At 58.0% G+C, this 25,128-nt stretch carries 22 protein-coding genes; 16 read left to right on the top strand and 6 right to left on the bottom strand.

The features are described from left to right. Window positions 1–76: 76 nt before the first annotated feature. Window positions 77–1,801, bottom strand: a complete 1,725-nt coding sequence (locus CSING_RS09305; protein ID WP_042531706.1) for a CYTH and CHAD domain-containing protein — start codon at window positions 1,799–1,801, stop codon at window positions 77–79. 108 nt (window positions 1,802–1,909) lie between these two features. Further along, complete coding sequence (locus tag CSING_RS09300) at window positions 1,910–2,776, bottom strand: DUF2786 domain-containing protein (RefSeq protein ID WP_236683956.1); 867 nt, start codon at window positions 2,774–2,776, stop codon at window positions 1,910–1,912. Between the two features lie 399 nt (window positions 2,777–3,175). Here CSING_RS09300 and CSING_RS09295 point away from each other — a divergent pair, with 399 nt between their 5' ends. From CSING_RS09295 to CSING_RS09280, 4 genes are all read left to right on the top strand, one after another. Continuing rightward, entirely contained in the window at window positions 3,176–4,513 is a 1,338-nt protein-coding gene (locus CSING_RS09295) for a glutamine synthetase family protein (RefSeq protein ID WP_042531702.1), read from the top strand. Between the two features lie 7 nt (window positions 4,514–4,520). Then, window positions 4,521–7,580 (top strand): bifunctional [glutamine synthetase] adenylyltransferase/[glutamine synthetase]-adenylyl-L-tyrosine phosphorylase, encoded by a 3,060-nt coding sequence (locus CSING_RS09290; RefSeq protein WP_042531700.1) that lies wholly within the window; start codon window positions 4,521–4,523, stop codon window positions 7,578–7,580. A 153-nt stretch (window positions 7,581–7,733) separates the two neighbouring features. Continuing rightward, window positions 7,734–8,051, top strand: a complete 318-nt coding sequence (locus CSING_RS09285; RefSeq protein ID WP_042531698.1) for a hypothetical protein — start codon at window positions 7,734–7,736, stop codon at window positions 8,049–8,051. A 28-nt stretch (window positions 8,052–8,079) separates the two neighbouring features. Then, window positions 8,080–8,517 (top strand): hypothetical protein, encoded by a 438-nt coding sequence (locus CSING_RS09280; protein ID WP_042531696.1) that lies wholly within the window; start codon window positions 8,080–8,082, stop codon window positions 8,515–8,517. 260 nt (window positions 8,518–8,777) lie between these two features. On the opposite strand, the gene CSING_RS09275 is transcribed toward CSING_RS09280, so the two are convergent. Continuing rightward, window positions 8,778–10,079, bottom strand: a complete 1,302-nt coding sequence (locus CSING_RS09275; protein ID WP_042531694.1) for an MFS transporter — start codon at window positions 10,077–10,079, stop codon at window positions 8,778–8,780. 38 nt (window positions 10,080–10,117) lie between these two features. Between CSING_RS09275 and thrC the strand changes: the two genes are divergently transcribed. Genes thrC through CSING_RS09260 form a run of 4 tightly spaced genes read left to right on the top strand, consistent with a single transcriptional unit; the run spans window position 10,118 to window position 13,092 of the window. Further along, entirely contained in the window at window positions 10,118–11,563 is a 1,446-nt protein-coding gene (gene thrC / locus CSING_RS09270) for a threonine synthase (RefSeq protein WP_042531692.1), read from the top strand. A gap of 4 nt (window positions 11,564–11,567) precedes the next feature. Beyond that, window positions 11,568–11,711, top strand: coding sequence for a hypothetical protein (locus tag CSING_RS13845; RefSeq protein ID WP_169744723.1), 144 nt, complete (start codon window positions 11,568–11,570; stop codon window positions 11,709–11,711). Then, window positions 11,704–12,540: a trypsin-like serine protease gene (locus tag CSING_RS09265; protein WP_236683955.1), complete on the top strand. Its 837-nt coding sequence runs from the start codon at window positions 11,704–11,706 to the stop codon at window positions 12,538–12,540. Before CSING_RS13845 ends, CSING_RS09265 begins: the two co-directional genes overlap by 8 nt. 18 nt (window positions 12,541–12,558) lie before the next feature. Next, complete coding sequence (locus tag CSING_RS09260; protein ID WP_042531690.1) at window positions 12,559–13,092, top strand: NUDIX hydrolase; 534 nt, start codon at window positions 12,559–12,561, stop codon at window positions 13,090–13,092. On the opposite strand, the gene CSING_RS09255 is transcribed toward CSING_RS09260, so the two are convergent. Continuing rightward, window positions 13,071–13,445: a hypothetical protein gene (locus tag CSING_RS09255; protein WP_042531688.1), complete on the bottom strand. Its 375-nt coding sequence runs from the start codon at window positions 13,443–13,445 to the stop codon at window positions 13,071–13,073. The genes CSING_RS09260 and CSING_RS09255 overlap by 22 nt on opposite strands. Window positions 13,446–13,551: 106 nt before the next feature. On the opposite strand from CSING_RS09255, the gene CSING_RS09250 reads away from it, so the two are divergent. Together CSING_RS09250 and CSING_RS09245 are read left to right on the top strand one after the other, a co-directional pair. After that, complete coding sequence (locus CSING_RS09250; RefSeq protein WP_042531686.1) at window positions 13,552–14,145, top strand: META domain-containing protein; 594 nt, start codon at window positions 13,552–13,554, stop codon at window positions 14,143–14,145. Between the two features lie 121 nt (window positions 14,146–14,266). Further along, complete coding sequence (locus tag CSING_RS09245; RefSeq protein ID WP_042531684.1) at window positions 14,267–14,839, top strand: META domain-containing protein; 573 nt, start codon at window positions 14,267–14,269, stop codon at window positions 14,837–14,839. Between the two features lie 30 nt (window positions 14,840–14,869). Here the strand turns inward: CSING_RS09245 and CSING_RS09240 are convergent, their stop codons facing one another. After that, window positions 14,870–15,781, bottom strand: a complete 912-nt coding sequence (locus CSING_RS09240; RefSeq protein ID WP_042531682.1) for an SLAC1 family transporter — start codon at window positions 15,779–15,781, stop codon at window positions 14,870–14,872. 784 nt (window positions 15,782–16,565) lie between these two features. On the opposite strand from CSING_RS09240, the gene CSING_RS09230 reads away from it, so the two are divergent. The 6 genes from CSING_RS09230 to CSING_RS09205 all read left to right on the top strand — a co-directional run bounded on the left by CSING_RS09230 (window position 16,566) and on the right by CSING_RS09205 (window position 23,399). Then, complete coding sequence (locus CSING_RS09230; RefSeq protein WP_042531679.1) at window positions 16,566–18,419, top strand: HtaA domain-containing protein; 1,854 nt, start codon at window positions 16,566–16,568, stop codon at window positions 18,417–18,419. A gap of 10 nt (window positions 18,420–18,429) precedes the next feature. Beyond that, on the top strand, window positions 18,430–19,476 hold the full coding sequence (locus tag CSING_RS09225; protein ID WP_042531676.1) for a heme/hemin ABC transporter substrate-binding protein: 1,047 nt from the start codon (window positions 18,430–18,432) through the stop codon (window positions 19,474–19,476). Next, window positions 19,457–20,500, top strand: coding sequence for a FecCD family ABC transporter permease (locus CSING_RS09220; RefSeq protein WP_042531673.1), 1,044 nt, complete (start codon window positions 19,457–19,459; stop codon window positions 20,498–20,500). Before CSING_RS09225 ends, CSING_RS09220 begins: the two co-directional genes overlap by 20 nt. After that, the gene (locus CSING_RS09215) at window positions 20,500–21,294 is read left to right on the top strand and encodes an ABC transporter ATP-binding protein (RefSeq protein ID WP_042531671.1); all 795 of its coding nucleotides are present in this window, start codon (window positions 20,500–20,502) and stop codon (window positions 21,292–21,294) included. The genes CSING_RS09220 and CSING_RS09215 overlap by 1 nt, the downstream gene beginning before the upstream one ends. Continuing rightward, the gene (locus tag CSING_RS09210) at window positions 21,287–22,588 is read left to right on the top strand and encodes an HtaA domain-containing protein (RefSeq protein WP_042531667.1); all 1,302 of its coding nucleotides are present in this window, start codon (window positions 21,287–21,289) and stop codon (window positions 22,586–22,588) included. The genes CSING_RS09215 and CSING_RS09210 overlap by 8 nt, the downstream gene beginning before the upstream one ends. A 169-nt stretch (window positions 22,589–22,757) precedes the next feature. Continuing rightward, window positions 22,758–23,399 (top strand): biliverdin-producing heme oxygenase, encoded by a 642-nt coding sequence (locus CSING_RS09205; RefSeq protein ID WP_042531665.1) that lies wholly within the window; start codon window positions 22,758–22,760, stop codon window positions 23,397–23,399. Window positions 23,400–23,588: 189 nt separating this feature from the next. Here CSING_RS09205 and glnA read toward each other — a convergent pair whose 3' ends face one another. After that, window positions 23,589–25,022 carry a type I glutamate--ammonia ligase gene (glnA, locus tag CSING_RS09200; RefSeq protein ID WP_042531663.1) on the bottom strand — a complete coding sequence of 478 codons (1,434 nt, stop codon included), beginning with the start codon at window positions 25,020–25,022 and terminating at the stop codon, window positions 23,589–23,591. Window positions 25,023–25,128: the final 106 nt, after the last annotated feature.

Here is a 25,128-nt window from a genome sequence, read left to right as displayed (position 1 = left end):
CTTAGTGCACCTAATGAGGGGAGCAGCGGGGTCAACCACGTCTCACGGACCTGCTTAAAGCGATTATCGAGCGGCGTTACTTTCGCAGCTTCTTGCGCAGCGGCTTAAACGCCGCCTTAATAGCCTTGAAGCTCTCGGCGTAGGCATCGAGCGCCTCCAGACCAATGGCGCGCTCTCGCTGGTAGAGAAGGCCGTAACCAAAGGTATCCTCGCCTCGCCGACGAGCAGTCTCAGCCAGCTCGATGAGCTTGTCACGGGATGTTACTGAATCCTGGAAGTCACCCAACACCGACTGCATCTGCTTGCACGCCTTGTACAGGTTCTTGGTCTTGAGATTGGTAGCCGAACCTGCAGCTTCCGCAGCGTAACGCAGCTTCTTAGCGGCCTTGCGCATGTCGTGGAAATATTCCTCGCGCTCATGCAGCGACAACTCGGAGTTGTCCCAGTTCTTCACCGCCTTCTTGTGGCGCTTTACCAACTTGTCGTATGCCTCGTTGAGGTGCAAAGCCATGACAGTATCGAGGTCATGATGCTCCTTATCCTCAGTCTTGGAGTGCTTGGTCTTAGTCTTCGGCTCGTCCTGAGACCCCTGGCCTTCCTGATTGTCAGCGGACTCCTGTGCCTCAGGACCCACCTCAACGCTTGCGTCAGCCTCAGCTTCGTCGCGCTCGTCGTCCTCACGAGCAACCGGAGGGTTCGCCAAGAAGGCGTCAAGGGCGTCAAGCAGATCGAGGTACTGATCAGAATCGAGTGCAGCGATAACGCGACGGTGAGCACGGCGGTAGTCACGGCCCATGTCGTGTGAAATGTGCTCACGGGTTGCATCATCCAGCACGTCAGAGTCCTCCGACGCGAGGAGGTTCTGCCAGCGTTCTTCGACAACCTCTGCATCGCGGGCTACGCCCAGCATGCTGGCGAGTTCCTTGAGATCAGATTCCAGACGCTTAATCTCCGGACCCACCACAATGCCGTGGAAGGTCTGAAGGTGGCTGCGGAGCTCACGCGTAGCAACGCGCATCTGGTGCACGGAATCCCACTCATCGCGGCGAACTCGAGGGTCATACTCCACGAGCTTGTCACGGTTTGCTTTGAGTGCATTGACGACGGCTGCGGCGGGGGAGTCCGGTTCAACATTCGATACGGCGAGTGCCGGCGGCAGCTCCACGTTGTTGATGGAGTCCCCCAGGGCCGACTTCAGCTTGGAAGGTGAGGACGATACGCGAGCACCAGAGCTGATGAGTAGGGATGTGGCGTGGCGCAGGAAGGAGCCGCCCTCCTTGGTGGCGGGAAGTTCCCCTGCGAGCTCGACCTCCCACTCGCGCCATACACACTGGGAGCCGCCCGGTAGGAACGAGAAGGCGGTGACGTGGTCATCGCAGAACTCAGCGACCGGCTGATCAGCTGTGTCGACCAAGAGCAATTCCGTACGGTTGTTATCCACCTGTGCAATGGGCTCCAGAGAGTGATTGCGGACCACCGAGCGCACTTCGTGGATGAGCTCTGCCGGAACCTCATAGCGGCCGTCAACAGGCTCGCCCAATTCAGCACGAATTTCTGTACGTCCCGCCTCACCCGGGATCTTGATGTGCCATCCATCATCATTACCGCCTGTACGGCGGCGCAGAGTGATCTTGGCATGAGTGAGTCGAAGATCCGCAGTGTCGTAGTAAATCGCTGACATTGAGTGATGACGAGTTTCCGCTACCCGGGCGACCTCTTCGAGCTGGGTGAGATCAGGTACCGGCGTGGATTCATCCACGGCGAACTTTGCTTCGACTTCTAGGAACGTCTTGGGAGACATACACACACCTTCGTCGGGAGGAGGAAACTTTCTCAAAGAGCAGGAAATGCCCTTATATCGCTACATAGTTTACCTGGCCACAGGGCTATACGGGGTTGGAGTGGTTGCCTAGCGTGTTAGTTGTCGGCGTCCGTCCACTCCAGAGGAATCGCCGTTAAGATGAGATTTTTCTGCAGCGGAGGCCCCAGCGGACATACCCGCGCGGCTGCCCATAGCCAGCGATATTGTCCGCGCATTTGGGAAGTGTCGGTCTCGGGCTGCTTCAGCGTCTAGCTGGCGCTGATCCAATGCATTGAAGGCCCGGTTGGTGAGTGCCAATGCGTGGGGGTCATCCTGGTGGGCAGAATCCTTGAGGTCTGTTTCCCTAGGCTCATGGGGTGCGAATGTCTTGTTAGCCTCATCGAGAAGCTCGCCGATCCGAGATGCGTACGACAGGATGAAGCTGCGGCGGTAACTCGCGAGGTTGCCGAGTTTCTGGGCATTCTCGGCATGCTCCCCATGGCGCATGTGCCAATCACATTGGCGCTGCAGAGACCGGAAGAGATCGAGCACATGTCGAAGATCGCCCTCGGTTCCGAAAATGGTGATGATTCCTTTAGGGTGAATCTGCAACGCGGAACAGCCGTTTCTATCAGCGATAACACTGAGCAATGTCGACTTGTGGTTGATGTAGGGAGCACTGATGCGAACCCGCCTGGAAACGAACTCAGCTGCATCATTACTGTCAATCTCTTCCATTCGGTGTCGTTGCTGAAGGCTCTGAGCCTTAGCAATAAGCGCGCTCGCTTCCTCTTCGTAAGGCGTCGATTCGGCCTTCTTGAGGAGATTAGTGATTCTTGTGCGCACCTTGGCTTCTTTGGTTCTACGCGGTTGTTGAGCGCTCGACTCATCAATCAAAGCGTCAACGTCCCTTAACCGAGGCAGCCTCATGATTTCTGTAATGAACTGTTCGAGCTCGGTAGTGGTCATGCTCATGGACGTGGGTGGTTCGAGGGTTAGCCATTCCTTGCGTAGAACCGTAGAGGTGATTTGGGCTGGTACACGCCCAGCGGCACGGTAAACGATGGGGTAGCAGTATTTGCCTAGGACGTGGAGTAGATCTGCGGGAGACCACCCCTGTTGCGCGGCGACAATAACGAGATCGATGCCTCGGTCACTGAGTGCTGAGTGGTAAGAGTTCATAACTATCCTTTTGTGGTTGGTACAAATGTTCGCTTGTGTGGCCATTCAAGCATGTTGCTTCGACATAAGTCCCTGGGTTAGAAAATTATTGCCCCCGAGATACTCTTGCGAGCAGGGGTAACGAACAGCGATGCGGGGGCAATCCTGATGACTTTCGGCTGGGGTGTACTGACCGCCGGTAGGGTTTAGAGCATGAACAGCCAACACGAATTCGTCCTCCGCACAGTAGAAGAACGCGATATCCGCTTTATTCGTCTGTGGTTTACCGACATCCTGGGCGCTTTGAAGTCCGTGGTGATGAGCCCCTCCGAATTGGAATCTGCATTTGAAGAAGGCGTTGGCTTCGATGGTTCATCAGTCGAAGGTTTCTCCCGCATTTCTGAGGCTGACACCATTGCGATGCCAGATCCGTCGACGTTCCAGATCATGCCTTTCGACAAGGATGAACCTGAGCTGCTGTCGGCACGGATGTTCTGCGATATCGCGCAGCCTGATGGTCAGCCCTCGATGGTGGACCCGCGACACATTTTGCGACGACAGGTCACTGAGGCTGCAAATGAAGGATTCACGTGTATGGCATCGCCTGAAGTGGAGTTCTACCTTCTCGAGGATGCGCGGGACATTAACAGGTTGGTTGCCACCGACAATGGCGGGTACTTTGACCAAGCGACTCATGACAATGCGCCGAGCTTCCGTCGGCGCTCCATGTACGCACTGGAGTCTATGGGCATCGCCACGGAATTTAGTCACCATGAAACCTCTCCTGGGCAGCAGGAAATCGACTTGAGGCACGCAGACGTACTAGCGATGGCGGACAATATTATGACCTTCCGCTACGTCATTAAGGAGGTCGCTTCGCAACAGGGCGTTCACGCCACCTTCATGCCCAAGCCATTTGAGCATCGCTCGGGTTCCGGTATGCACACGCACCTGAGTCTCTTTGAAGGGGACTCGAATGCGTTCCACGACCCGGATGATGAGTTCTCCCTTTCGGAGACTGCGAAGCAGTTCATCGCTGGCATCCTCGAGCACGCTGTCGAAATGACGGCAATCACTAACCAATGGACGAACTCCTACAAGCGGCTCATGTTCGGTAGCGAGGCGCCGGGTTCCGTGACTTGGGGCGTGTCGAATCGCTCCGCGCTCGTCCGTGTTCCTACGTATCGGCTCTCCAAAGAGATGTCGCGCCGGGTAGAGATTCGTTCTTTGGATTCCGCGATGAACCCCTACTTGGGTTATGCGGTTCTTCTTGCCGCCGGTCTGCGGGGTATCAAGGAAGGCTACGAGCTTGGTGATCCTGCAGAGGATGACGTCCATCAGCTGACGCGCCGGGAACGCCGTGCGATGGGCTATAAGGATCTGCCGATGAGCTTGGATCAGGCGCTTCGTGAGTTTGAGCGTTCTGAGTTTATGGCGGAAGTTCTGGGAGAGCACGTCTTTGAATACTTCCTGCGCTCCAAGTGGGATGAATGGCACGAGTACCAGCAGCAGATCACGGCTTTTGAACTTCGCCACAACCTGAACTTCTAGGAGAAGCATGCGTCCTGCATCAGTACCGTCACCAGCAACTCTCGGGCTGACTAGACCGACCGCAGCGGAGGACCTTGCCCGCTTAGGCTGGGACAACGCTGACTCTTTGGATTTGTTGTGGACACTGGCGGCTGCCGGTGACCCAGACTTGGCCTTGAATACCCTCATGAGGGTCTTTGACGGCGCTCCTGAGATTGGCCCGGCACTGCGAGAAGATGAGACATTCCGAGTGCGACTCATTGCTCTACTCGGAGGTTCTTCGGCTTTTGGAGATCATCTCGCCGCAAACCCCGGCACGTGGCAAGAACTGCAGCGGGCGCTGCCTACTCCCACGGAAATGCTGCATACGCTGCTCACTACGATTGGCGCAGAGCCGGCAACGTTTGCTGAGCAACCGGATCGTCCCGATACTGCCAGCGAGGATCTCACCACGCCGGGTACGTACCGCGCGGAAGCGGGGGAGCACAAAGCACAGCTCAAGACGGTCTACCGCACGCTGATGATGCGCATTGCTGCCCACGATCTTGCAGGAACATTCCATTCGCGAAAAGGACAGTCGCGGCCACAGCCGCGCGTTGGATTCCGCGAGGTGACCAGGCTGACAACGGCACTTGCAGACGCAGCACTGACGGCCGCCCTGGCAAGCGCGGTGCGCGTTGTCTACGGCGATGACTCACTCGATGCCCAGTTATCAGTGATCGCAATGGGCAAGTGTGGTGCTGGCGAGCTCAATTACATTTCAGACGTCGACGTCCTTTTCGTCGGCTCGGAGGCCACACCGCGAGTAACCCGACTAGCTTCAGAATTTAACCGAATCGGTTCAGCGTGTTTCTTCGAGGTCGATGCAAACCTTCGTCCCGAAGGAAAGTCTGGCGCCTTGGTGCGTACCTTGGATTCGCATATTGCGTACTACAAGCGGTGGGCAGAAACCTGGGAGTTTCAAGCACAGCTCAAGGCCCGCCCCCAGACGGGATACATGCCGTTGGGTAAGGACTATGTGGACAACATCGGCCCCATGGTGTGGACTGCTTCGCAGCGTGAGTCATTTGTTGAGGATGTGCAGGCCATGCGTCGCCGTGTCCTCGATAACGTGCCGGAAGATATGCGTCACCGTGAGCTTAAGCTCGGTGAGGGTGGATTACGTGATGTCGAATTCGCGGTGCAGTTGCTTCAGCTCGTCCATGGGCGCTCCGATGACACTCTTCGCACACTCGCTACGGTGGATGCACTTGCCGCTCTCGTACGCGCAGGCTACGTGGGCCGTGAAGACGGTACCCAGCTCATTGAGGCTTATGAATTCCTGCGCTTGTTGGAACACCGCCTGCAGTTGGAGCGCTTCCGCCGCACCCACACTATGCCGGCCAGTGATGATGCCAGCGCGCTGAAGTGGCTAGCCCTCAATGCAGGCTTCCACTCCCAAGGGCAGCAATCAGCCGCAGACAGGATGAACGAGCACCTGCGTAAAATTCGTGTGCTGATTTCGGAATTGCACTCGCGCCTGTTCTACCGGCCGCTTCTTAACTCCGTGGCGTCGATGTCTGCAGATGAGCTCAAGCTCTCCCGCGAGGCCGCGCTCCTACAGCTGGCGGCCTTGGGGTATCGCCACCCTGACCGTGCCTTCGAGCACCTCACCTCGCTCGCCGCGGGAAGCTCACGCAAGGCGCGCATCCAAGCTATTTTGCTTCCTACGCTGATGGAATGGCTTTCCTTCACGGCAGACCCTGACATGGGCCTGCTGAACTACCGGAAGTTGTCGGAGGCTGCCTATGACAGGAATTGGTTCCTCCGCATGCTCCGTGATGAGGGCGTGGTGGGCCAGCGTCTCATGAAGATCTTGGGCACCTCGCCGTTTACGTCGGAGCTCATCATCAAGGCCCCTGATGTGGTGAAACAGCTCTCTGACGGTGCGGCGGGGCCGAAGCTGTTGGAGACCAAGCCGGAGCAGGTCTCCTCAGCACTCATCAACTCAACGAAACGTCATGCCAACCCAGATAAAGCCGTGGCAGTGGCACGGTCATTGCGTCGCGTGGAGCTTGCCCGCATTGCGTCGGCAGACTTGCTGGGATTCCTTCCTGTACAACAGGTATGCCACGAGCTTTCCACCATCTGGAATGCCGTTTTGGAGGCCGCGTTGCGGGCCGAAGTTCGTGCTTGGCGCCTTGCGGAAGAGGATGCTGAGCCGCCGGCGCGCATCGCGGTGATTGGCATGGGGCGTCTCGGTGGCATGGAGCTGGGATTTGGTTCGGATGCTGACGTCATTGTTGTGGCCGAGCCGACGGAGGGCGTTGAGGAATCGGCTGCGATCTCGTGGGCAATCAGCATCATTGATAAGCTGCGTCGCCGCTTGGCCAAGCCGTCCGGTGACCCACCATTGGACGTTGACTTGGGTCTGCGCCCTGAAGGGCGCTCGGGAGCTGTCGTGCGCTCGATTGAGTCCTATGAGCGTTACTACTCCCGCTGGGGTGAGTCCTGGGAGATGCAGGCCCTCTTGCGCGCTGCCTTTGTCGCTGGCGACAAGGAGGTGGGCGAGCAGTTTATGACGATGATTGATGGATTCCGCTACCCAGCAGATGGCGCGAGTGAAAAGACTCTGCGGGATATACGCAGGATGAAAGCGCGGGTTGATAATGAGCGCCTGCCTCGTGGCGCAGACCGTAATACCCACACCAAACTGGGCCGTGGAGGCCTCACCGATATTGAGTGGACCGTGCAGCTCTTACAAATGATGCATGCTCACGAAGTACCGGAACTGCATGATCCGTCCACGCTCCGCGTCTTGGATGCGCTGGAGGAGCATGAGGTTATTCCTGCTTCACACGTCCAGGACCTACGTGAGGCGTGGCTGTTGGCCACTGACGCCCGAAATGCACTCGTCCTCGTGCGTGGCAAACGCGTAGACCAGCTTCCAGCACCCGGCCCACAGCTAGCTCAGGTCGCCGGTGCATCCGGCTGGGCGCCGGAGAATAACCAGGATTTTCTCGAGCACTATCTCAAAGTCACTCGCCATGCCCGCAAGGTGGTGGATGAGGTGTTCTGGGGAGAAACGGAATCCTTTGAACACGATTAATGAGAACAACAAGATTCAGATCTCAGGGTTATCCCTGAACTTGCTGCTAAACCCTGTTCTTTCCCGTGCGAAAGCGATACTCTGAGGAGCAAACGGAATGAAAGTTTTTCCCTTCTCCGCAGTGCCCCTCCCAAACCGAAGGATTACCAGACCATGAGCTTAAACCTTTCTCTCGACCTTGCCGGTGCTACGCTGGCTGACCTTGAAGCATTCCTCGCTGCAGCGCGTGCCGCTCACAGCGATCCGAAGGCGGAGCTCAGCGTGGAAGGAACGGTGATGCGAGTGGACGTCGATAAGCCGCGCGTGCGCCCAGTGGAACCGCAGCCGGAGAGGCGCCCACGCACCGGCATGGATCGCCCAGTGGCAGAAAGCACCATTCGCTCGATCATTGATGCACTCTCTGAGCGTCTAGATCCGCCGTACCCACCGCGCGGAAGTTCCTTCGGAACTTTTGGCCCTGATATTGATTAAACCGTAGGAACGAGGGCGCATTAGAGTGATGGGCGTGAAGTCCAAGCAAATAATCGCCGTGTGGATCGCGGTGGTGCTCGCAGTCCTAGCGGTTGTTGGTGTTGGCTGGTGGTTTACTGAGCGGCAACATACCCCGGAGGATTTTTTGACAGTGCAGGACGTTGTTAACGGCGGCGTGCCCCAAGACCAGTCGGTCAATGTGAATGCGGATTCAGCGGAGAAAGACCGCATTGTGGCGCTAGCAGAAGCGCTCGGAATTCCTGCGGAGTCGGTGCCACGCGGCATCCTGTCGGTGTCGACTGATGTTTACCGCTCCCGCCAGGTCCTGCAAGGAGAGCTGAAGAAGGCCGTAGAGAGCGGGACCATCACAAAGGACGATGCTGCAGGCGCTCTTGCCGCCTTCGACGCCGGCATTGTTACCCCAGCGATGGGGCCCATCATCGCAGAATCTACCCCAGCAGATTAGGGAGCGCGCAGCGACTGGCAGAGACTCGGCAGAGACCCGGCATGGTGCTGGCAGGCGGGGTGCTTAGTCTCAAACGCACACATAACGAAACGGTAAAGGTGGTGCGTTGAGATGGAGAAACGTCGACGGTTGCGAGAGCTCCTGCGGACGGTGTGCGGGGTCAGCCTCGCCATCCTCGTTCCCATCGGTGGGGGATTAGGGATGTTTGCGGTGGCAAATGGGGTGCCCCTGGAGATGCAGATCAACACGCTGCCCTGGGGCTAGCCCACCTGCACGATGGTGGTGCGCCGGCGCGTGTCGCCACCCCGTCTACGCAGGATGTGGGTGATGATGACGCCCACGATGCCCACGCCCCACACGCCCAGCACTGCCCAGGCAGCTAGGCGGAAATCATGCATGGGATACGCAGGGCCATGGCCCAAGTGGTCCAGAAACACGCCGAAAAGCTGCGCACCCAGCATAGAGGAAATGAACCCACCCATATTGCCCAAACCGGTCGCGGTGGCGACAACGCTGCGCTCGAGGTTTTCGCGCACAATGTCGAACCCATAATTCGCCACCGGCGTGCACAGGGAGACCAAGCTGATGAGGATGAACAGGGACAGGTAGCTGCCGCCGGCAAGGAAGAAGACGACCCACACCGCGATATGGACAGCGACGAAGCTGAGGGTAAGCCATGGGCGGTACCCGCTTGCCCGTGAGGAGAGCTTGCCGTGCAGAGGGCCGACCAGAACCATGCATACGCTAAACCACGTCAGAACCCAGCCGGCTTCCGTCTTGGAAAAGCCCAGGCCAGCCGTCATCATCGGCATACCCCACAGCATGACGAAAACATTAGTGGCTGCCAAGCCTACCCAGTGGATGAAGAAGGCCTGCCAGGCTACTGGGGAGCGCAGCACGGTGGCTAGCAGCGAGCCAAGACCGGGGGACCCAGAGTTGGGGCGTTCTTTTGGAGCCTTAACAATGCCGAGGGATTCCGGGGAGTCCGCCACCGCTACCGCGGCAGCCACAGCGATAAGGATGCCCACCGCGCCCAGCGTGACAAACGCCGTGGTCCATCCGGCCCAGCCCAGAACGAGGGAGAATGGGATGGCGGACATGAATTGGCCCAGCTGACCTAGCGAGGAGGTCACCTGGGTAAGCATAGGGGTGCGGTGCAGTGGGAACCAGTAAGGGAGGATGCGCATTACTGACAGGAAGGCGGTGGCATCGCCGGCACCGATTAATATGCGGGCAGCGATGGCCACCCAGTAGTTCGTGGTAAAACCCAACACAACTTGGCCTAGGCCCATGATGACCGAGCCGATAACAAGCAGGCGGCGCGGACCGAATTTATCAATGAGCATGCCGGTGGGGATTTGTGCGAGGGCGTAGACGCCCAGCTGAACCGAGGTAAACACCGCAATGCGTGAGGCGTCCACTTCGAAGCGGTCGATGGCTTCCAGCCCGGCCACGCCAAAGGATGTGCGCCCGGTCATCGCCACGATGTAGACCAGCATGGCTGCTACCCAAACAGAGAGAGCTTTGGTAGTGATGACTTCGCGAGGATGAGGGGTTGACATGGCTGATACTTTACGCCGCACCCACTAAGATGCAGGGGGTGAAGTACATTTCGACCCGAGACACCGACCGCCAGCCGGCCTCCTTTACGGACATCCTCCTCGGAGGTTTGGCTCCTGACGGAGGCCTGTACCTGCCGGAATCCTATCCCCGCATCGATGATGCCACCCTGACTGCGTGGCGTCAGACGCTCGCGGAGGGCGGCTACGCGGCGCTGGCCGCAGAGGTGCTGAAGCTCTTCGTGGATGACATCCCGGAGGATGACCTCGAGGGCATTGCGCAACGCGCTTACACTTACCCCAAGTTTGCCCATGAGGAGATCGTCCCCGTCAGCGAGCTGGGGGAGGGACTGTACATCGGTCACCTCTCGGAAGGCCCCACAGCCGCCTTCAAGGACATGGCCATGCAGATGCTCGGTGAGCTCTTCGAATACGAGCTGGCACGCCGCGGTGAAACACTCAACATTTTGGGTGCTACCTCGGGCGATACCGGCTCCTCTGCTGAATATGCCATGCGTGGCCGCCATGGTATCCGCGTGTTCATGCTGACCCCGGCTGGGCGGATGACGCCGTTCCAGCAGGCACAGATGTTTGGACTCGATGACCCGAATATCTTCAACATCGCCCTCGACGGGGTCTTCGACGACTGCCAGGACGTAGTCAAGGCTGTGTCGTCCGATGCCAACTTCAAGGCGCAGCACCGCATTGGTGCCGTGAACTCCATCAATTGGGCTCGCCTCATGGCGCAGATTGTCTACTACATCAACTGCTACCTCAAGGTCACCACGGAGAATGCCCAGAAGGTTTCCTTCAGCGTGCCCACCGGTAACTTCGGCGATATTTGCGCGGGCCATATCGCTCGCCAGATGGGCTTGCCCATTGACCGCCTCATTGTCGCGACGAATGAGAATGACGTCCTCGATGAGTTCTTCCGCACCGGCAGCTACCGCCCGCGCTCTTCTGCGCAGACACATAAGACTTCCTCGCCGTCCATGGATATTTCTCGCGCCTCCAACTTCGAGCGCTTTGTCTTCGACCTGCTGGGCCGCGATGCCGCCCAGGTCGGCGAGCTCTTCGGCGTGAAGGTCAAGGAGGGTGGATTCAGCGTGGACAAGGATGCTCTCGACGCCGCGCGCCAGGAGTACGGCTTCCTGTCCGGCGCTTCCACACATGCTGATCGCCTCGCCACTATCAAGGACGTGCACGAGAAGTACCATGTCCTCGTTGATCCGCACACTGCAGATGGCATTAAGGTGGCCCGCGCGGTCAAGGATGAGCATGGGGTAGAGAGCCCCATCGTGTGCTTGGAAACTGCCCTGCCGGTGAAGTTCTCTGAGACCATCGCGGAGGCCATCGGTACCGAGCCGGATGTCCCCGAGCGTTTCGCGGGCATTATGGACGCCGAGCGCCGCGTCAAGGACTTGCCCAATGACGCAGGTGCGGTGAAGGATTACATTACGGCGTCGATTAGCAGCACGGAGGTCTAAACCCATGGGACAAGAGCAATTTTCAGGCCCGGAATACTTCACCGAGTTTGATCCAGAAAAGTTTATCCGTGACATGAAGCAGGTTGCGGAGATGGAAAAAGAGAAGGACTCGAAGGCGGAAGAGGCTAGCCCAGAGCAGGATGACTAGGCGTTTCCTCCTCGGCGTGGTGTGCGTCATGAGCCTGGGGGTGGCGGCCTGCGTACCTGCGGAGGATAACCACTCCGAGGCAGGCAGCGCCCCGTACACAACCGTTGTGCCGTCGACACCACGGGCAGAAAGCCCGGGCTCGTCGCCGGTTCCTCCAGGTACCGCCCTGGACGTCAGCTCCCGTGAGCCCGTGCCCGGTGAGAACTTTGATTTCAACCTGTGCACGGTGGCCTGGAGCTTTGTGCTTGATGACGCCCGCACAATCGCCGTCACCGCTTCCCATTGCGGCGAGCCTGGCGATACGGTGTGGGCCGGCAATGCGGAGGGGGAGTTTACGTACCCTGCCGATCCGGTGGGCAGCATTATCTATTCGGACTTGTCTGCCCCAGACACGCATGGGCTGGACTTCGCCCTCGTAGAGATCTCCCGTCAGGCGGAGTTTTACTCCCCACAGGATATGCCCACCTCTGTAGCTGCGGCGGGGGAGAGCGCCTTGCCTGCGGAGGTGTGCAAGCTAGGGCGCATTACAGGAGAGACCTGCGGGCAACTAACGCACCGCGAAGGTCCAGGCAAACTCACCTATGCCGAGCGCACGGTGGATACCGTTTCTGCGCGGGCGCAAGCGTGCTCGGCCCGCGGCGACTCCGGTGCACCGGTGTACGGCGCGCCGGGCACCTCGCAGGAGGGCATCATCGTGGGGGTGCTATCAGGCACGACGGATGCGGACATCGATGGTGTTGATTGTGCGAACGGTGCTGGCGCCGAAATGTCCTTCACGGTGGCCGCGGACATCGAAGCAGTCCTCCCGGAGATTCTCGACAACCTGTGACCCAGTAGGATAAGGTCCATGCCCACTCCTGAGTATATTCTGTCCCTACGTGAGAAAATCGGCCACGACCAGCTTTTTCTTCCCGCCGTCACCGCGGTGATTGTGCGTGCGGTGCCAACTGGCTCAGCTATCTGGGAGCTGCCGTCGGTGCTCTTGGCCCAACGCACTGATAACGGAAACTGGGCTCCGGTCTCCGGTATTTGTGAGCCGGGGGAGGAGATCACCACGACGGCGCTGCGGGAGGTTAAGGAAGAAATCGGCCTCGATGGGCGTATCGAAGCCCTCCTCGGTGTGGGCCAGGTTGGGCCCGTGACCTTTCCCAACGGGGATCAGTGCATGTTTATGGACACCACCCTCCGCGTGTCTGTTCCGGACGATGCTGAACCCGTCGTTTCTGACGAGGAAAACCTGGATGCCCAGTGGTTCTCCGTGGCGCAGATGCCGACGTCCGTCAGCGCCCGCCACCGCATGGTTATCGGCGATGCTGTGGCGCAGATGAAGCACCCGCAGGGCTTCCGGCCCCGCATGGGCTACGTCAAGCGTAACCAGTAAGCCAGTTCTTTCGGCTCCGTCACCACACTGACCTCACCGTCGACGATGGAGTCCTCCAGTTCTTCTCGGCCAATCCAGGGGCTGTGCTTGTCGACGCCTACCAAGACCAGCTGTCCCACGGTCATCAGCAGCCGTCCGTGACAGGACAGGGCAAAGAGCAAGGTAACATCGCTCATCCCATAGCCCCATGCTGTGGCGTACACATCTCGCGCGCCCGGCCCTAGGTAGGAGGTTTCGAGCAGCAAGGTGCCGCGGCGCAGATATATACCCTCCCTGGGCAAGCCCGCAAGAAGAGCACGCACCGCATCAACGTCGGCGCCGTCGAGCGCGATGAAGGTGAGTGGTGGTGTCATGGCGAAGCTGGGAGAAAGATTGTTTTCTTGGCGGAAGCATAAAGTAGTAGCACAAACAAATGAAATCCCTTGAGACGCGGGTGGGGCGCTCTTTAGGGTGAAGACCATGATGTCACACACACTCAAGAAAGCGACCATTGCAACCGCACTCGCAGCACTGACCTGCGGTGCCCTCGGCACCGGCGTTGCTGGTGCTGCGGAACCGACCTCCGCTAACCCTTTCGCCTCCAGCTCCAGCCAGATCGAAGAGCTGAGCTCTAAGCTGTTTGGCAACAAGGGCGGCAACAATGACGGCGGCAAGGATGATGAGAAGGGCTCCGGCCTCATCGAGAAGTATGAGGAGGTCGACGGCTTCAAGGACAAGCTTCCTGCCGATGAAGCGAAGAAGGCGATTGTCGGCACTTTCAAGGCCAAGAAGAACGATGCCGTATCTGTCACCTTCAACGAGGACGGCACCCTGTCCTACAACGATGGCTGCAACCACGGTTCTGGCACCTACCACTTCGACGGGGCTGATGCGATTGTCATTGACAATCTCACTGAGACCAGGATGGCATGCGATAAGCCGGTGATGGCTGATGCCCAGGATTTCAAGTCGATTCTAGAGATTAAGCCTGCAGTCTTCCCTATCGACGATTCCACCTATGCCTTGGGCGCCCAGGGTATTGTCATTCAGTTCGTCAAGTCTGAAGACAAGTAAAATCTTGCCGGTGCGTGTCAAAGCTGTGAGACAAATGGTTTCCTTGGGGAAAGTATAAAGTTGTAGTACAAACCCATGAAAAGCCTTGTGTTTGTAGCGTGATGCTTTTTAGGGTGAAACCATGTTGACGCACACATTCAAGAAAGCGACCATTGCAACCGCGTTCGCAGCACTGACCTGCAGCGCCTTTGGCACCGGCGTTGCTGGTGCTGTGGAATCTGCCCCCACCAACCCCTTCGCCTCCGGCTCCAGCCAGTTCGCACAGCTGAGCTCCAAGATCTTTGGCGGCCAAGATGATGAGAAGGGCTCCGGCGTTGTCGAAAAGATCGATGACGTCGAGGGCCTGAAGGCACCACTCTCTGCCGATGAGGCCAACAAGGTTCTCCTTGACGGCCCGTTTGAAGCCAAGAAGAACAAGAACATCACCATCGGCTTCCAAGAAGACGGCACCGTTGCCGTTGATGACGGCTGCAACGGCGGCAGCGGCACCTACGCGGTCGACGAAAAGAACGGCACCGTGGAATTGAAGGACGTGATGACCACGAAAAAGGGCTGCGAAAAGTCCGTGATGGAGGATGCTAAGGCATTCACCGATCTTGTCTACGCCAAGCCACACGTCTACGCCATCGACGATTCGACCATTGCCTTCGTCACCCAGGGACACGTCATTCAGTTCGTCAAAGCTGCGGAGTAAATAAAGTAAACAAACTGCGCTGCACGGTGGCTAGCCCGCAACGGGCTGGCCACTTTCTTTTGTGCGTTCAGCAATTCGGCGGCCCTCGATTGCCCAGCTGACAAAGCGGCTGGAACAGGCTGTCCAGTGAACAATGAGCAAGATAGGCAGGCTCAGGGAGATGAGATCTAAAAGCTCAGAGCCGTTGACGAGAGCGACTTGGTGGCCTCCCATGCTCACCGTTCCCGGCGGGAAGGTGCATGCCCACCAGGCCGGTGTGTACTCCGCCCACCGTACGACGTTGGGGTAGAACTTCGCCATTGCCCACAGAGCAAGGGGGATAGCGATAATCATCGCGGTGAGACCGTAGTACACGGAGAACTTACCTGGGTAGAGGATCTGCATCGCAGTGGTGGACTGTCCCACCACACCCAGCGGCACCCAGGCGGTGGCGGAGTTCGGGCCACTGAGATCCACTTTGCTGTGCCACGCGGCCCAGTACACACGGATGAACGTTGGGACGGCCGTGAGAATCGACATGGCGAAAAAGCCCGTGCCCAACAAGTGATAGAACTGGCCGTAATCGCGGGCACAGAACCCGGCGACAGAGGAGGAAATCATGGGTCCCACCAGCGGCAATCCCCAGGTAAACCGTGGCTGGCCGTCGAAGCGGGTGAGCTGAATAGCCCACGTGACAACGGTGACGGGAGCACCGATCCAGAAACCCACGAGCCGGAACGCTGGAATACCCGTTAGACCCGACAGTGCCGCGCCGAGCGCCAAGATTCCAATAAAGTACATCGACCATTCCGCCATTGTTGTGCGCGCAAAGCTGGGCTGGCGGTAGCGCGCAAAACCGATGGTGAGAACCAAGAAGATGACACAGGCAATGCCAGCAAACACGGCGGAGCCAATCATCAAACCGTTTTCGACAAGGAGGCGGGATACGATCGAGGTACCCATGAGACTGCCTCCCCAAGCGGGGCCAGGCGGCGGCAATTGGCGGAATCTATCAGACACAGATGGCATGGTAGCTGTATTCCCCGCCTACTGTCCTATTGATGTGCTGAACTTTGCGGAACCGGGCTCCTGTGGGGTGGGTAACCTGCCCATTTGTGCCTGCTAGCTTCAAGGATCGGGCTCGCGGCATCACGGAAGCTCGGGGTTGTTATGGGTTTGAATCAGGTCCTTCAGGTACATCCGTGCGACGAGCTTGTATAGCCGGCATGTACCACGTTACAGCGGCTGCCAGGATAGCCACTGCGGAAGCGCTCCATGTGAGAAACTCATCAGGGGTAAACCACCACGCGGATACGGCGAGTGCACCGAGCACGAGCCATAAAGCGGGGATAAGGGGGCTAGGGTTTTCCACCCATGGTTCTTGGGGGAACCGGCTACGCGCTTCGGCACGGATGCGCCGGGGAGTCTTTCGGGAAAGCGTCCAAACGCAGCCCACAACAAACACCAGCCCTGCGCCAGCGATGAGTAGGTCTCCCTTCACTCCGCCGAACATGAAAACGCCGACGGCGAACGCTAACGCCACGCGTTCCGACAGAGTAGGGGGGAACTTTTGGGCCGGATCTACGTCGGGGTAGATGCTCCTGAAGATATCGGTGTGGGGGTGGCTGTGCATGCTGTTTCCTCCGGTTCAGTTGATATGTTGACAAACCTGTTAATTTAGGGCAGGCTGACTTTACCAAGGCAAGCCTAGCCTATAATTAGTACTGGATGAAACAAGGTTCTCAACATGATTCGCAATCTCTGGCGCTCAGCATGCGGTGTGATGATCGCAGCTCCCCTTGCTCTCGGCGCCGTTCCATTTTTGAACAGCGCCCCGGTAGCTCACGCAGAGACTTCCTGTACGTGGAACTGGGGGATCAAGCAATCCTTCCGAAGCTACATCAAAGGCAATATCGCCCGCGGCGGCTGGGGAGCCAGCGGTATCGGCTTTAGCGGTGATGAAAAAGGCAACGGTGCTTTTGTGTTCCAAGCCAGCGCGCCCACGTCCTCTGGCGGTACAGTCACCATCCCGTTCCAAGGCACGCTGAACTTCACAGGACATGACGGGGTTCTCGACATGACAATGTCGGACTTCAAGGTCATTGCTTCCGGTGACCAAGCAAAAGTGACGGTTGACTACGTTTCTTATGAACTGAACCGAAGCAACTACACCCGCGGGGCCCAGATTAAGGGCGACGATGAGGTCATCGCCACCATTAATCTGCAGGAGCCTGTCAAGGACAACGGCTCGGCAGTGAACCTGACGGGAACCACGTCTCTTAGCGCCGGGGGAGTCAAGCTCTTCACGGGCTTCTATGAGCAGGGCGAAGAACTCGATCCTTCCTCAGGCACCATCGCGTTGGATGGATCCTGCTCTGGTTCCGGCGGTGCAGCCGACAATGGATCTGGCTCGAAACGGCAGCTGAACTCTATTACCGGCAATTTTACGGGCTTCAACAAGGAAGTCATGGCTATGTTGTCCGAAACCAACGACACCATGAACGGTGTCACCACGTTTATGGGTAATACCCAAGCCTTCTTGGACGAGCTGGACTCATTCAAGAAGCGAGGCGACACCAACTCGGCTGCGGCTCCAGCGGTGTCGGCTAGCGCGCAGTCTGGCAACTCTACCTCCGGTAGCACCAGTACCCCGGGCCGAAGCGCCAACAGCCTTCCAGAAACAGCAGCAGTTGGCAACGGATCCAGCGTGGGAGCGTCGACAGCTGGAGTGCCTAACTCCGGTGCTTCGGGGGCGACGAGCTCGGCGGATTCTTCGTCAGGGGCAGCCTCTGCAGCCAACGAAACCTGCCAAGCCACCGGTGTGACCCAAGCTAGGGCGCAGTGGGGAGTGAAGAAGTCATTCCAGTCCTATATCACCGGCTCCATTGCGCAAGGAAAATGGGATCTCTCGGGAGTCGGATACAGCAATAGTAGATTCCAGTTTTCCGGCAACTCAGGCGCAGTTAAGGACGGCGCGGGTTCCGTGCGCTACGGCGGAAGCATCCAGTTCACCGGCCACCACGGCAAGCTCGACCTCAATATTGCGAATCTAGAAATCTCCTTCAACGGTAAAACCGGAAAACTAATCGGCGACGTGCGCTCCTCCAACATGGAAGGCGAGAAGAAGGACTTCGGACGCACCGCCATCGCCGACTTGAATTTCACGTCTCTGGATGTGGGGACAGATGCCGTTTCGGGTGAAGCAACAGTATCCCTGACTGACGTTGGCTCCAAGGCATTCGCCGAATTCTATGAACCTGGAACACAACTCGATCCGCTAAGTTTCAACGCCAGCCTGGGCGGAAACGCCGATTGCAACGACGCTGTTGGCGGCAATAGTGGTGGCGGCTCGTCCAGTGCGGGAGACAGTGCCGGCTCCGAGGCGAAGGGCAGTGGCGGCGTCAACTCCGAAGCAGTAGACAACGCGCTGGCCAGTGACTCGTCGCAGGGCTACGAAGATGGTTCAAAGAATTTCCAGATCAAGTCCGCGAACTCCGAGAACGGCACCACCGATGACCTAGTTACCTACCTCCTCCTGTTCATCGCCGGGCTCATTATCGCCGGAGGCTCCACCAGCCGCCTCATTATGAACAACTCCTAGAAAGATCGCCGTGAAACTTCTCCTACGTCTCCTTTTCCCGCTTCTGTGCATCGTGGGATTGACTGCCTGTGGCGTGCAAGGAAGCTATACAGACCAGCTACCGGACCCGCAGGACCTTTCCGACCCGCGCTCCTTCGAAGGCGTTACTGAGGTAAGTGACTTCGCCGATATCGAGCCGGTAAGTACTAAAGTCCAGCCCGCCCTTCCGGTGGAACTTACTGACGCTGATGGTTATGACGTCTCCGTCACGGACGTCTCGCGGATTCTGGCGCTCGATATTTATGGGACCTACACCAAAACGCTGAGTGGATTGGGGCTCGCGGACAATATCGTTGGCCGCACCGTCTCTTCCACTGAACCGAATCTGGCGGATCGTCCTGTCGTGACTGAAGGCGGCCACAATATCAATGTTGAGGCAGTCCTAGAACTTAATCCGACGCTCGTTATCGTGGACCACTCCATTGGGCCCCGTGATGCGATCGATCAGATCCGTGAAGCAGGCGTGACCACTGTGGTCATGGAACCGCAGCGGACCATCGACTCGGTTGACGAAGACATCATTACGCTGGGTGAGACCGTCGGGCTTCCGGACGAGGCCCGCAAGTTATCAGAGCGCTCCATCAAGGAAATTGATGAGTCGAAGGAAGCCATTAAGACCATTGCCCCCGAGGAACCAATGCGTATGGCCTTCCTCTACGCCCGCGGGAACGGTGGCGTGTTCTTCATCATGGGGGAGGGGACCGGCGCCCAAGACCTCATCGAAGGAATAGGGGGAGTCGACCTCGCTGCGGAGAACAACCTTTCTTATGCCGAACCTGCTAACGCAGAAGCGCTGGCCCGCATCAACCCAGAGGTGATCATCATGATGACCGATGGTTTGAAATCCACTGGCGGAGTCGACGGACTACTGGAACGTCCTGGTGTGGCTCAGACCATTGCTGGTCAAAAGCAGCGCATCGTCACCATTCCTGACGGCCAGTCCCTGGCCTTCGGCCCCATGACCGGTCAGACACTGGTCAAACTCGCAAAGGCTGTATATGACCCAGACAATGCATAGCGACGTCTTCACACGACGCCGCACTCAGCGGATATCGGTATTCATATTCTTAGCGGTGCTTGCTGTTCTAGCGGGACTCATCTCGATCGTCCTCGGACAGTACTACATTGCGCTTTCTGATCTGTTCCCGATTCTGGCCTTAGGGCCGGGGCAAGAGTCCCTCACAGCCAGCGTGGTATGGAATATTCGCCTGCCGCGCTTGGTTTTGGGGCTACTCGTAGGTGCTGCTCTAGGCGTTGCCGGCACGTTGATGCAGGCCATCTTTGCCAATCCTCTGGCGGAGCCATCCATCATCGGAGTGACCTCCGGTGCAGGTGTTGGGGCGGCTGTAGCATTCGTCTTCAACCTCACCTTCGTGGGAACTTTCACTGTGCCAGCGCTGGCTTTCTTGAGCGCACTTTTAGTTACTTTCATTATCTACCAACTTGCACGCTATAACGGTCGCGTCACGGTGGTTCACCTGATCCTCACGGGTATCGCCATTAATGCAGTGTGCAATGCAATCATCTCCTTCATGGTGTACCTAGCACCGACCGCCAACCGGGAAGCCATCATTTTTTGGCAGATGGGTTCGTTCAATGGCTCGCAGTGGAAGCACGTATGGGTTGTTTTTCCCATCGTCCTTATCGGTATAGCAGTAGCCCTGCGTTTGGGCAGGCAACTTGACATTCTTGCGCTGGGCGAACGCGCTGCTGTGCACACTGGCGTAGATGTGTCTGTGTTGCGCATCGTGGCAATTGTGGCATCCGCAGTGCTTACCGCAGCTGCTGTGTCCTTCGCCGGCCTCATCGGCTTCGTTGGGCTCATCGTTCCCCACTTGTTACGCAGCATCGTAGGACCGCAAAACCACATCCTCATTCCTGCATCCGCCTTAGGTGGTGCGGTGCTCATCGGCTTTGCGGATGTGGCAGCACGAACCTTGATTCCCTTTGCGGACCTCCCAATCGGTATTTTTACCGCCTTAGTTGGCGGACCGACCTTCTTCATCCTGTTGCGCCGCATGATGCGAAAGGGGGTGCACTGATGCTGAACGTGGACAACCTCACCGTCCAAGTCGACGGGGTTACCCTCGTTGACAGCGTGACCTTTAATGCCCGGCCAGGCGAGGTCACCGGACTAATTGGCCCGAATGGTGCGGGGAAGTCAACTGTCCTTGGCGCGATCGCGGGTGATATCGACTTCTCCGGTGAAATCAGTGTCGGCGGTTTGTCGCCGAAGACCTCGCCCCGTGAGCTCGCACGCAAACGTGCGGTGATGCTTCAGGATGTTTCGGTGTCCTTTGAATTTCTGGTACGCGATGTTGTCGCGATGGGCCGCCGCCCTTGGCGCGGAACGCCCCACGCCGAACTTGACGAGCAGTTTATCGAAGCTGCCCTTGAAACAGCTGGAGCCGCGCATCTCTCCGGACGCGATATCAGCACGCTTTCCGGTGGTGAACGTGCGCGGGTGGCCTTTGCCCGTGTTCTTGCACAAAATACTCCAATAATCCTGCTGGATGAACCGACAGCGGCCCTCGATATCCGCCACCAAGAACAGCTACTGGGTTCTGCGAAAGCCCTAGCCCGCGAGGCAGGAGTAACCGCACTCGTGGTGCTCCATGACCTGAACGCGGCAGCCGCATATTGCGATCACATCGTGTGCGTCTCACGCGGGGGGATCGCAGCTCAAGGGCGCGTGGCGGAGGTTTTCACCGGTCCCATCTTGTCAGAGGTGTACGGCTGGCCGATCTCCGTCGACGGGCTGCAGGTACAACCACAGCGTGCCGCGCCCACAATCAATTCATTTTTCTCGCATCAACTGGAGGACTTCCATGTTTAAAAAAATCTTGGTGACCGCTATCGCAGCGACGGCGATTACTGTGCCGCAGGCAACCGCGGCAGAAGCAGAATCCTGCACCATCGAATCCGGCACTTTCAACTGGGGTATCAAGCACTCCTGGCGCTCCTACATCAAGGGACGAATCGCTAACGGTGACTGGGAGACGACCGGAACGGTGAAGGAAAACGGCGATCCGACAGGCAGCGATTTCACCTTCGGTTTCGAAGTCGATCCGGAAGCGTCCACAGTCTCTGTGGACGAGGCCGGCAATGTCACTGCATCGAAGATCAAGGCCAAGGACTCTTCGATTACTTTCACTGGACACCACGGAGCGCTGTACTCCAAGATGACGAACCCATTCGTGCAGACCGAAGGCGATAAGGCCCAGCTCGGCTCCGGCTACGAGGCCTACTTTGTTGAAGGCAAGCACATGACGCAGTACACCCCGGAGGACCGCGTTGAAGCCAACAAGCGTACTGGTGAAGGGGCGTTCGGTCAAGGTAAGGCACAGTGGAGCAAGGACGGCGATACTCTCACGCTTAATGCTTCCGACGTGATGTACGAGCGACAGCCCGGAACGAATGATTCTGGTGACGTCGAGGGCGTTGACTTCCTGTTCATGGGTATGTACAGCCACGACTACAACCCAGAGGTGAACAGCGCGCAGCTGACCCTCAATCTCGCCCCGGGCTGCGGCCAAGAGAAAGACAATGACGAGGTTCCGTCTGAGGGGGAGAAGCCGAAGCCCCAGGTTCCGTCCAAGGGGGAGAAGCCGAAGCCCCAGGTTCCGTCCGAGGGGGAGAAGCCGAAGCCCCAGGTTCCGTCCGAGGGGGAGAAGCCGAAGCCCCAGGTTCCGTCCGAGGGGGAGAAGCCGAAGCCCCAGGTTCCGTCCGAGGGGGAGAAGCCGAAGCCCCAGGTTTCGTCCGAAGGGGAGAAGCCGAAGCCCCAGGTTCCGTCCGAGGGGGAGAAGCCGAAGCCCCAGGTTCCGTCCGACGGGGAGAAGCCGAAGCCCCAGGTTCCGTCCGACGGGGAGAAGCCGAAGCCCCAGGTTTCGTCCGAGGGGGAGAAGCCGAAGCCCCAGGTTCCGTCCGACGGGGAGAAGCCGAAGCCCCAGACACCTTCGGAAGATAAGAATCTTAGCTCGGGTGAGAACTCCTCTTCTAGCTCGAAGGTCACCAACTTCTGGAACTACTTCCTAGGCATTGCGACTATTGGCAGCATGATCGCAATTCTGTGGCAAGCATTTGTTAAGTCCGGTGCTTTTGACAGTGCCCGTGCCTTCTTTCAGCGATAAGCGCTAAAGCACATCGCTGACAGTTCAAGAGCGACGTAACGGGTGTGGGGTGCCGATGAAATTTGGTGCCGCACACCCACGTCGGCCTAATCCCCTTAATTTTCGGTTTTGAGTTTTTCTAACCTCAACTGATTTGTAGTTTTTCTAAATAACACCGTGGAGAAGAACAGTGACTACCACTCTCAATAAACCTTTGTCCGTTGCGTTGCGAGAGGCGACTGCGCGTGCGCATGAGCATGCGGAGAATTCGGCATTCATGCAGCGCCTGTTGTCAGGGGAGCTCAATAAGTCAGCCGTGGCTGATTTGGCCGGCCAATTGTGGTTTGTATATGGAGCTCTCGAGAACGCCGTTCGCAGCGTGGCGACTACTCCCATTGCCGGTGCGGTGGCGGATCCACGGCTGGAACGTCGTCAAGCACTGGAAGCAGATCTGAAAATACTCGTTGGCGAAAACTGGAGCGAGGAGATTCGCATTCTTCCAGCGACGACGGCCTATACCGCGCGCTTAGAAAAAATAGTTAGCCAACCAGTAGAAGTGGTAGCTCATCACTACGTGCGCTATCTCGGTGATATTTCCGGTGGGCAGGTGATTGCAGCGCGTTTGGGGGCCCATTACGGAGTTCCTCCTGAGGCCCTGAACTTCTATGACTTCACTTCAATTGGAAAAATCCCGCCTTATCGCACGGGATACCGCAGGCGTGTGGATAGCCTGGAGCTTAACGTTGAACAGCGTGAAGCTATGCTCTCGGAGGCAGAGCGGGCTTTCAGCTTTAATTCGGCGATTTTCGCTGAATTGGGGCGCCTCTATTAGCCGGTGAAACCTCCCCAAAAGACTTAGCCTGCGTGGCCGGTAGCCCATGTAGTTAGTTTCAGAAGCTGCGCCATCGGCTTCCTGCGCGCCGGGCCAAACATGACACAACCCACGGAATCCGTGAAGGAAACCGTGGGTTGTGTCTTTGCGCTGAGTGCTAAAAGAAGAGGTCAGATACCCACATATCCTTTAGCAGTCGTAGTACATCTCAAACTCGAGCGGAGTCGGACGCAGACGCGACGGCGTGATTTCGTTCTCGCGCTTGTACTCGATGTAGGTCTCGATGAGGTCCTCGGAGAAGACATCGCCCTCAGTCAGGAAGTCATTGTCTTCCTCCAGCGCGGCGAGAGAAGCTTCCAGGGAGGTCGGGGCCTGCGGGATGGAGGCAGCCTCTGCCGGCGGAAGCTCGTAGAGGTCCTTATCCACCGGAGCATGCGGCTCGATGCGGTTCTTCACACCGTCCAGGCCGGCCATCATCATGGCAGCGAATCCCAGGTAGGGGTTACCTGACGGGTCCGGTGCACGGAACTCGATGCGCTTAGCCTTCGGGTTGGAACCGGTAATCGGGATGCGGATAGCAGCAGAACGGTTACGCTGCGAGTACACCAGGTTGATCGGGGCCTCGAAGCCTGGGACCAGACGGTGGTAGGAGTTCAGCGTTGGGTTGGTGAACGCCAAAACAGCCGGTGCATGGGCCAAGATGCCGCCGATGTAGTAGCGGGCCATGTCAGACAGCCCAGCGTAGCCAGCCTCATCGTGGAAGAGCGGCTGGCCGTCCTTCCACAGGGACATGTGGGCATGCATACCAGAACCGTTGTCACCAGCCAGCGGCTTCGGCATGAATGTGACGGTCTTGCCGTACTGCTCAGCGGTGTTTTTGATGATGTACTTAAAGGTTTGAATATCATCCGCCGCGTGCAGCAAGGAGTCGAAGCGGTAGTTGATCTCGTTCTGGCCGCTGCCTACCTCGTGGTGGAAACGTTCAATGGCGAAGCCGGCCTTCTGCAGCTGCTGCACCATGGCATCGCGGACTTCGCCGTGCTTGTCGACGGGCGCGGTGGGGAAGTATCCGCCCTTCACGCGAGTCTTGAAACCGGTGTTCGGGGTGCCATCGAAGTTGGTCTCGGAACCACGGTTCCACCAGCCCTCATCGGTGTCCACCTCGTAGAAACCGTTGTGCACTTCAGTGCCGTAGCGAACAGAGTCAAAGATGTAGAACTCTGCCTCTGCGCCGAAGTTGCAAGTATCGGCGATACCGGTAGAAGCGAGGTACTCCTCGGCCTTGCGGGCGATGTTGCGCGGGTCGCGGCTGAACGACTCGAGAGTAAACGGATCGTGGACGAAGAACTTAATGTTCAGGGTCTTCGCGGTGCGGAACGGATCCACGAAAGCCGTGGTCGGATCCGGCAGGAGGGTCATATCCGACTCATCGATGGTGGTGAATCCGCGGATGGAGGAGCCATCGAAAGCGAGGCCCTCAGCGGCCGCGTCCTCGGTGAACTCATCTGCTGGAATGGAAAAGTGGTGCTCGGCGCCGGGAACGTCCGTGAAGCGGATGTCAACGAACTTGACGTCCTCTTCCTTGATGAATTTGACGACGTCCTGGATTGTCTCGAAGGACACGGTTGTCTCCTGTTGGTTGACCTGTAGTACTCCCGATCAGTTTACAGGTAGTGAGCCCACCACTCGGGCACGTGGGGTAGGCAATGGGAAATTTCATCCCGTTACC

Origin of the sequence: Corynebacterium singulare (genome assembly GCF_000833575.1) — a bacterium.
Classification (GTDB): domain Bacteria; phylum Actinomycetota; class Actinomycetes; order Mycobacteriales; family Mycobacteriaceae; genus Corynebacterium; species Corynebacterium singulare.
The sequence above is the reverse complement of the archived record's forward strand: the minus strand, read 5'-3'. Positions and strand labels throughout refer to the sequence as shown.

Coding starts and splice junctions, on each gene's coding strand:
- CSING_RS09215 (WP_042531671.1), top strand. CDS start 20,500: ATGCTGAACGTGGACAACCTCACCGTCCAAGTCGACGGGGTTACCCTC.
- CSING_RS13845 (WP_169744723.1), top strand. CDS start 11,568: ATGGGACAAGAGCAATTTTCAGGCCCGGAATACTTCACCGAGTTTGAT.
- CSING_RS09230 (WP_042531679.1), top strand. CDS start 16,566: ATGATTCGCAATCTCTGGCGCTCAGCATGCGGTGTGATGATCGCAGCT.
- CSING_RS09285 (WP_042531698.1), top strand. CDS start 7,734: ATGAGCTTAAACCTTTCTCTCGACCTTGCCGGTGCTACGCTGGCTGAC.
- CSING_RS09220 (WP_042531673.1), top strand. CDS start 19,457: ATGACCCAGACAATGCATAGCGACGTCTTCACACGACGCCGCACTCAG.
- CSING_RS09250 (WP_042531686.1), top strand. CDS start 13,552: ATGATGTCACACACACTCAAGAAAGCGACCATTGCAACCGCACTCGCA.
- CSING_RS09295 (WP_042531702.1), top strand. CDS start 3,176: ATGAACAGCCAACACGAATTCGTCCTCCGCACAGTAGAAGAACGCGAT.
- CSING_RS09240 (WP_042531682.1), bottom strand. CDS start 15,781: ATGGGTACCTCGATCGTATCCCGCCTCCTTGTCGAAAACGGTTTGATG.
- CSING_RS09260 (WP_042531690.1), top strand. CDS start 12,559: ATGCCCACTCCTGAGTATATTCTGTCCCTACGTGAGAAAATCGGCCAC.
- CSING_RS09245 (WP_042531684.1), top strand. CDS start 14,267: ATGTTGACGCACACATTCAAGAAAGCGACCATTGCAACCGCGTTCGCA.
- CSING_RS09255 (WP_042531688.1), bottom strand. CDS start 13,445: ATGACACCACCACTCACCTTCATCGCGCTCGACGGCGCCGACGTTGAT.
- CSING_RS09300 (WP_236683956.1), bottom strand. CDS start 2,776: ATGAGCATGACCACTACCGAGCTCGAACAGTTCATTACAGAAATCATG.
- CSING_RS09210 (WP_042531667.1), top strand. CDS start 21,287: ATGTTTAAAAAAATCTTGGTGACCGCTATCGCAGCGACGGCGATTACT.
- CSING_RS09290 (WP_042531700.1), top strand. CDS start 4,521: ATGCGTCCTGCATCAGTACCGTCACCAGCAACTCTCGGGCTGACTAGA.
- CSING_RS09280 (WP_042531696.1), top strand. CDS start 8,080: ATGGGCGTGAAGTCCAAGCAAATAATCGCCGTGTGGATCGCGGTGGTG.
- CSING_RS09265 (WP_236683955.1), top strand. CDS start 11,704: ATGACTAGGCGTTTCCTCCTCGGCGTGGTGTGCGTCATGAGCCTGGGG.
- CSING_RS09275 (WP_042531694.1), bottom strand. CDS start 10,079: ATGTCAACCCCTCATCCTCGCGAAGTCATCACTACCAAAGCTCTCTCT.
- CSING_RS09305 (WP_042531706.1), bottom strand. CDS start 1,801: ATGTCTCCCAAGACGTTCCTAGAAGTCGAAGCAAAGTTCGCCGTGGAT.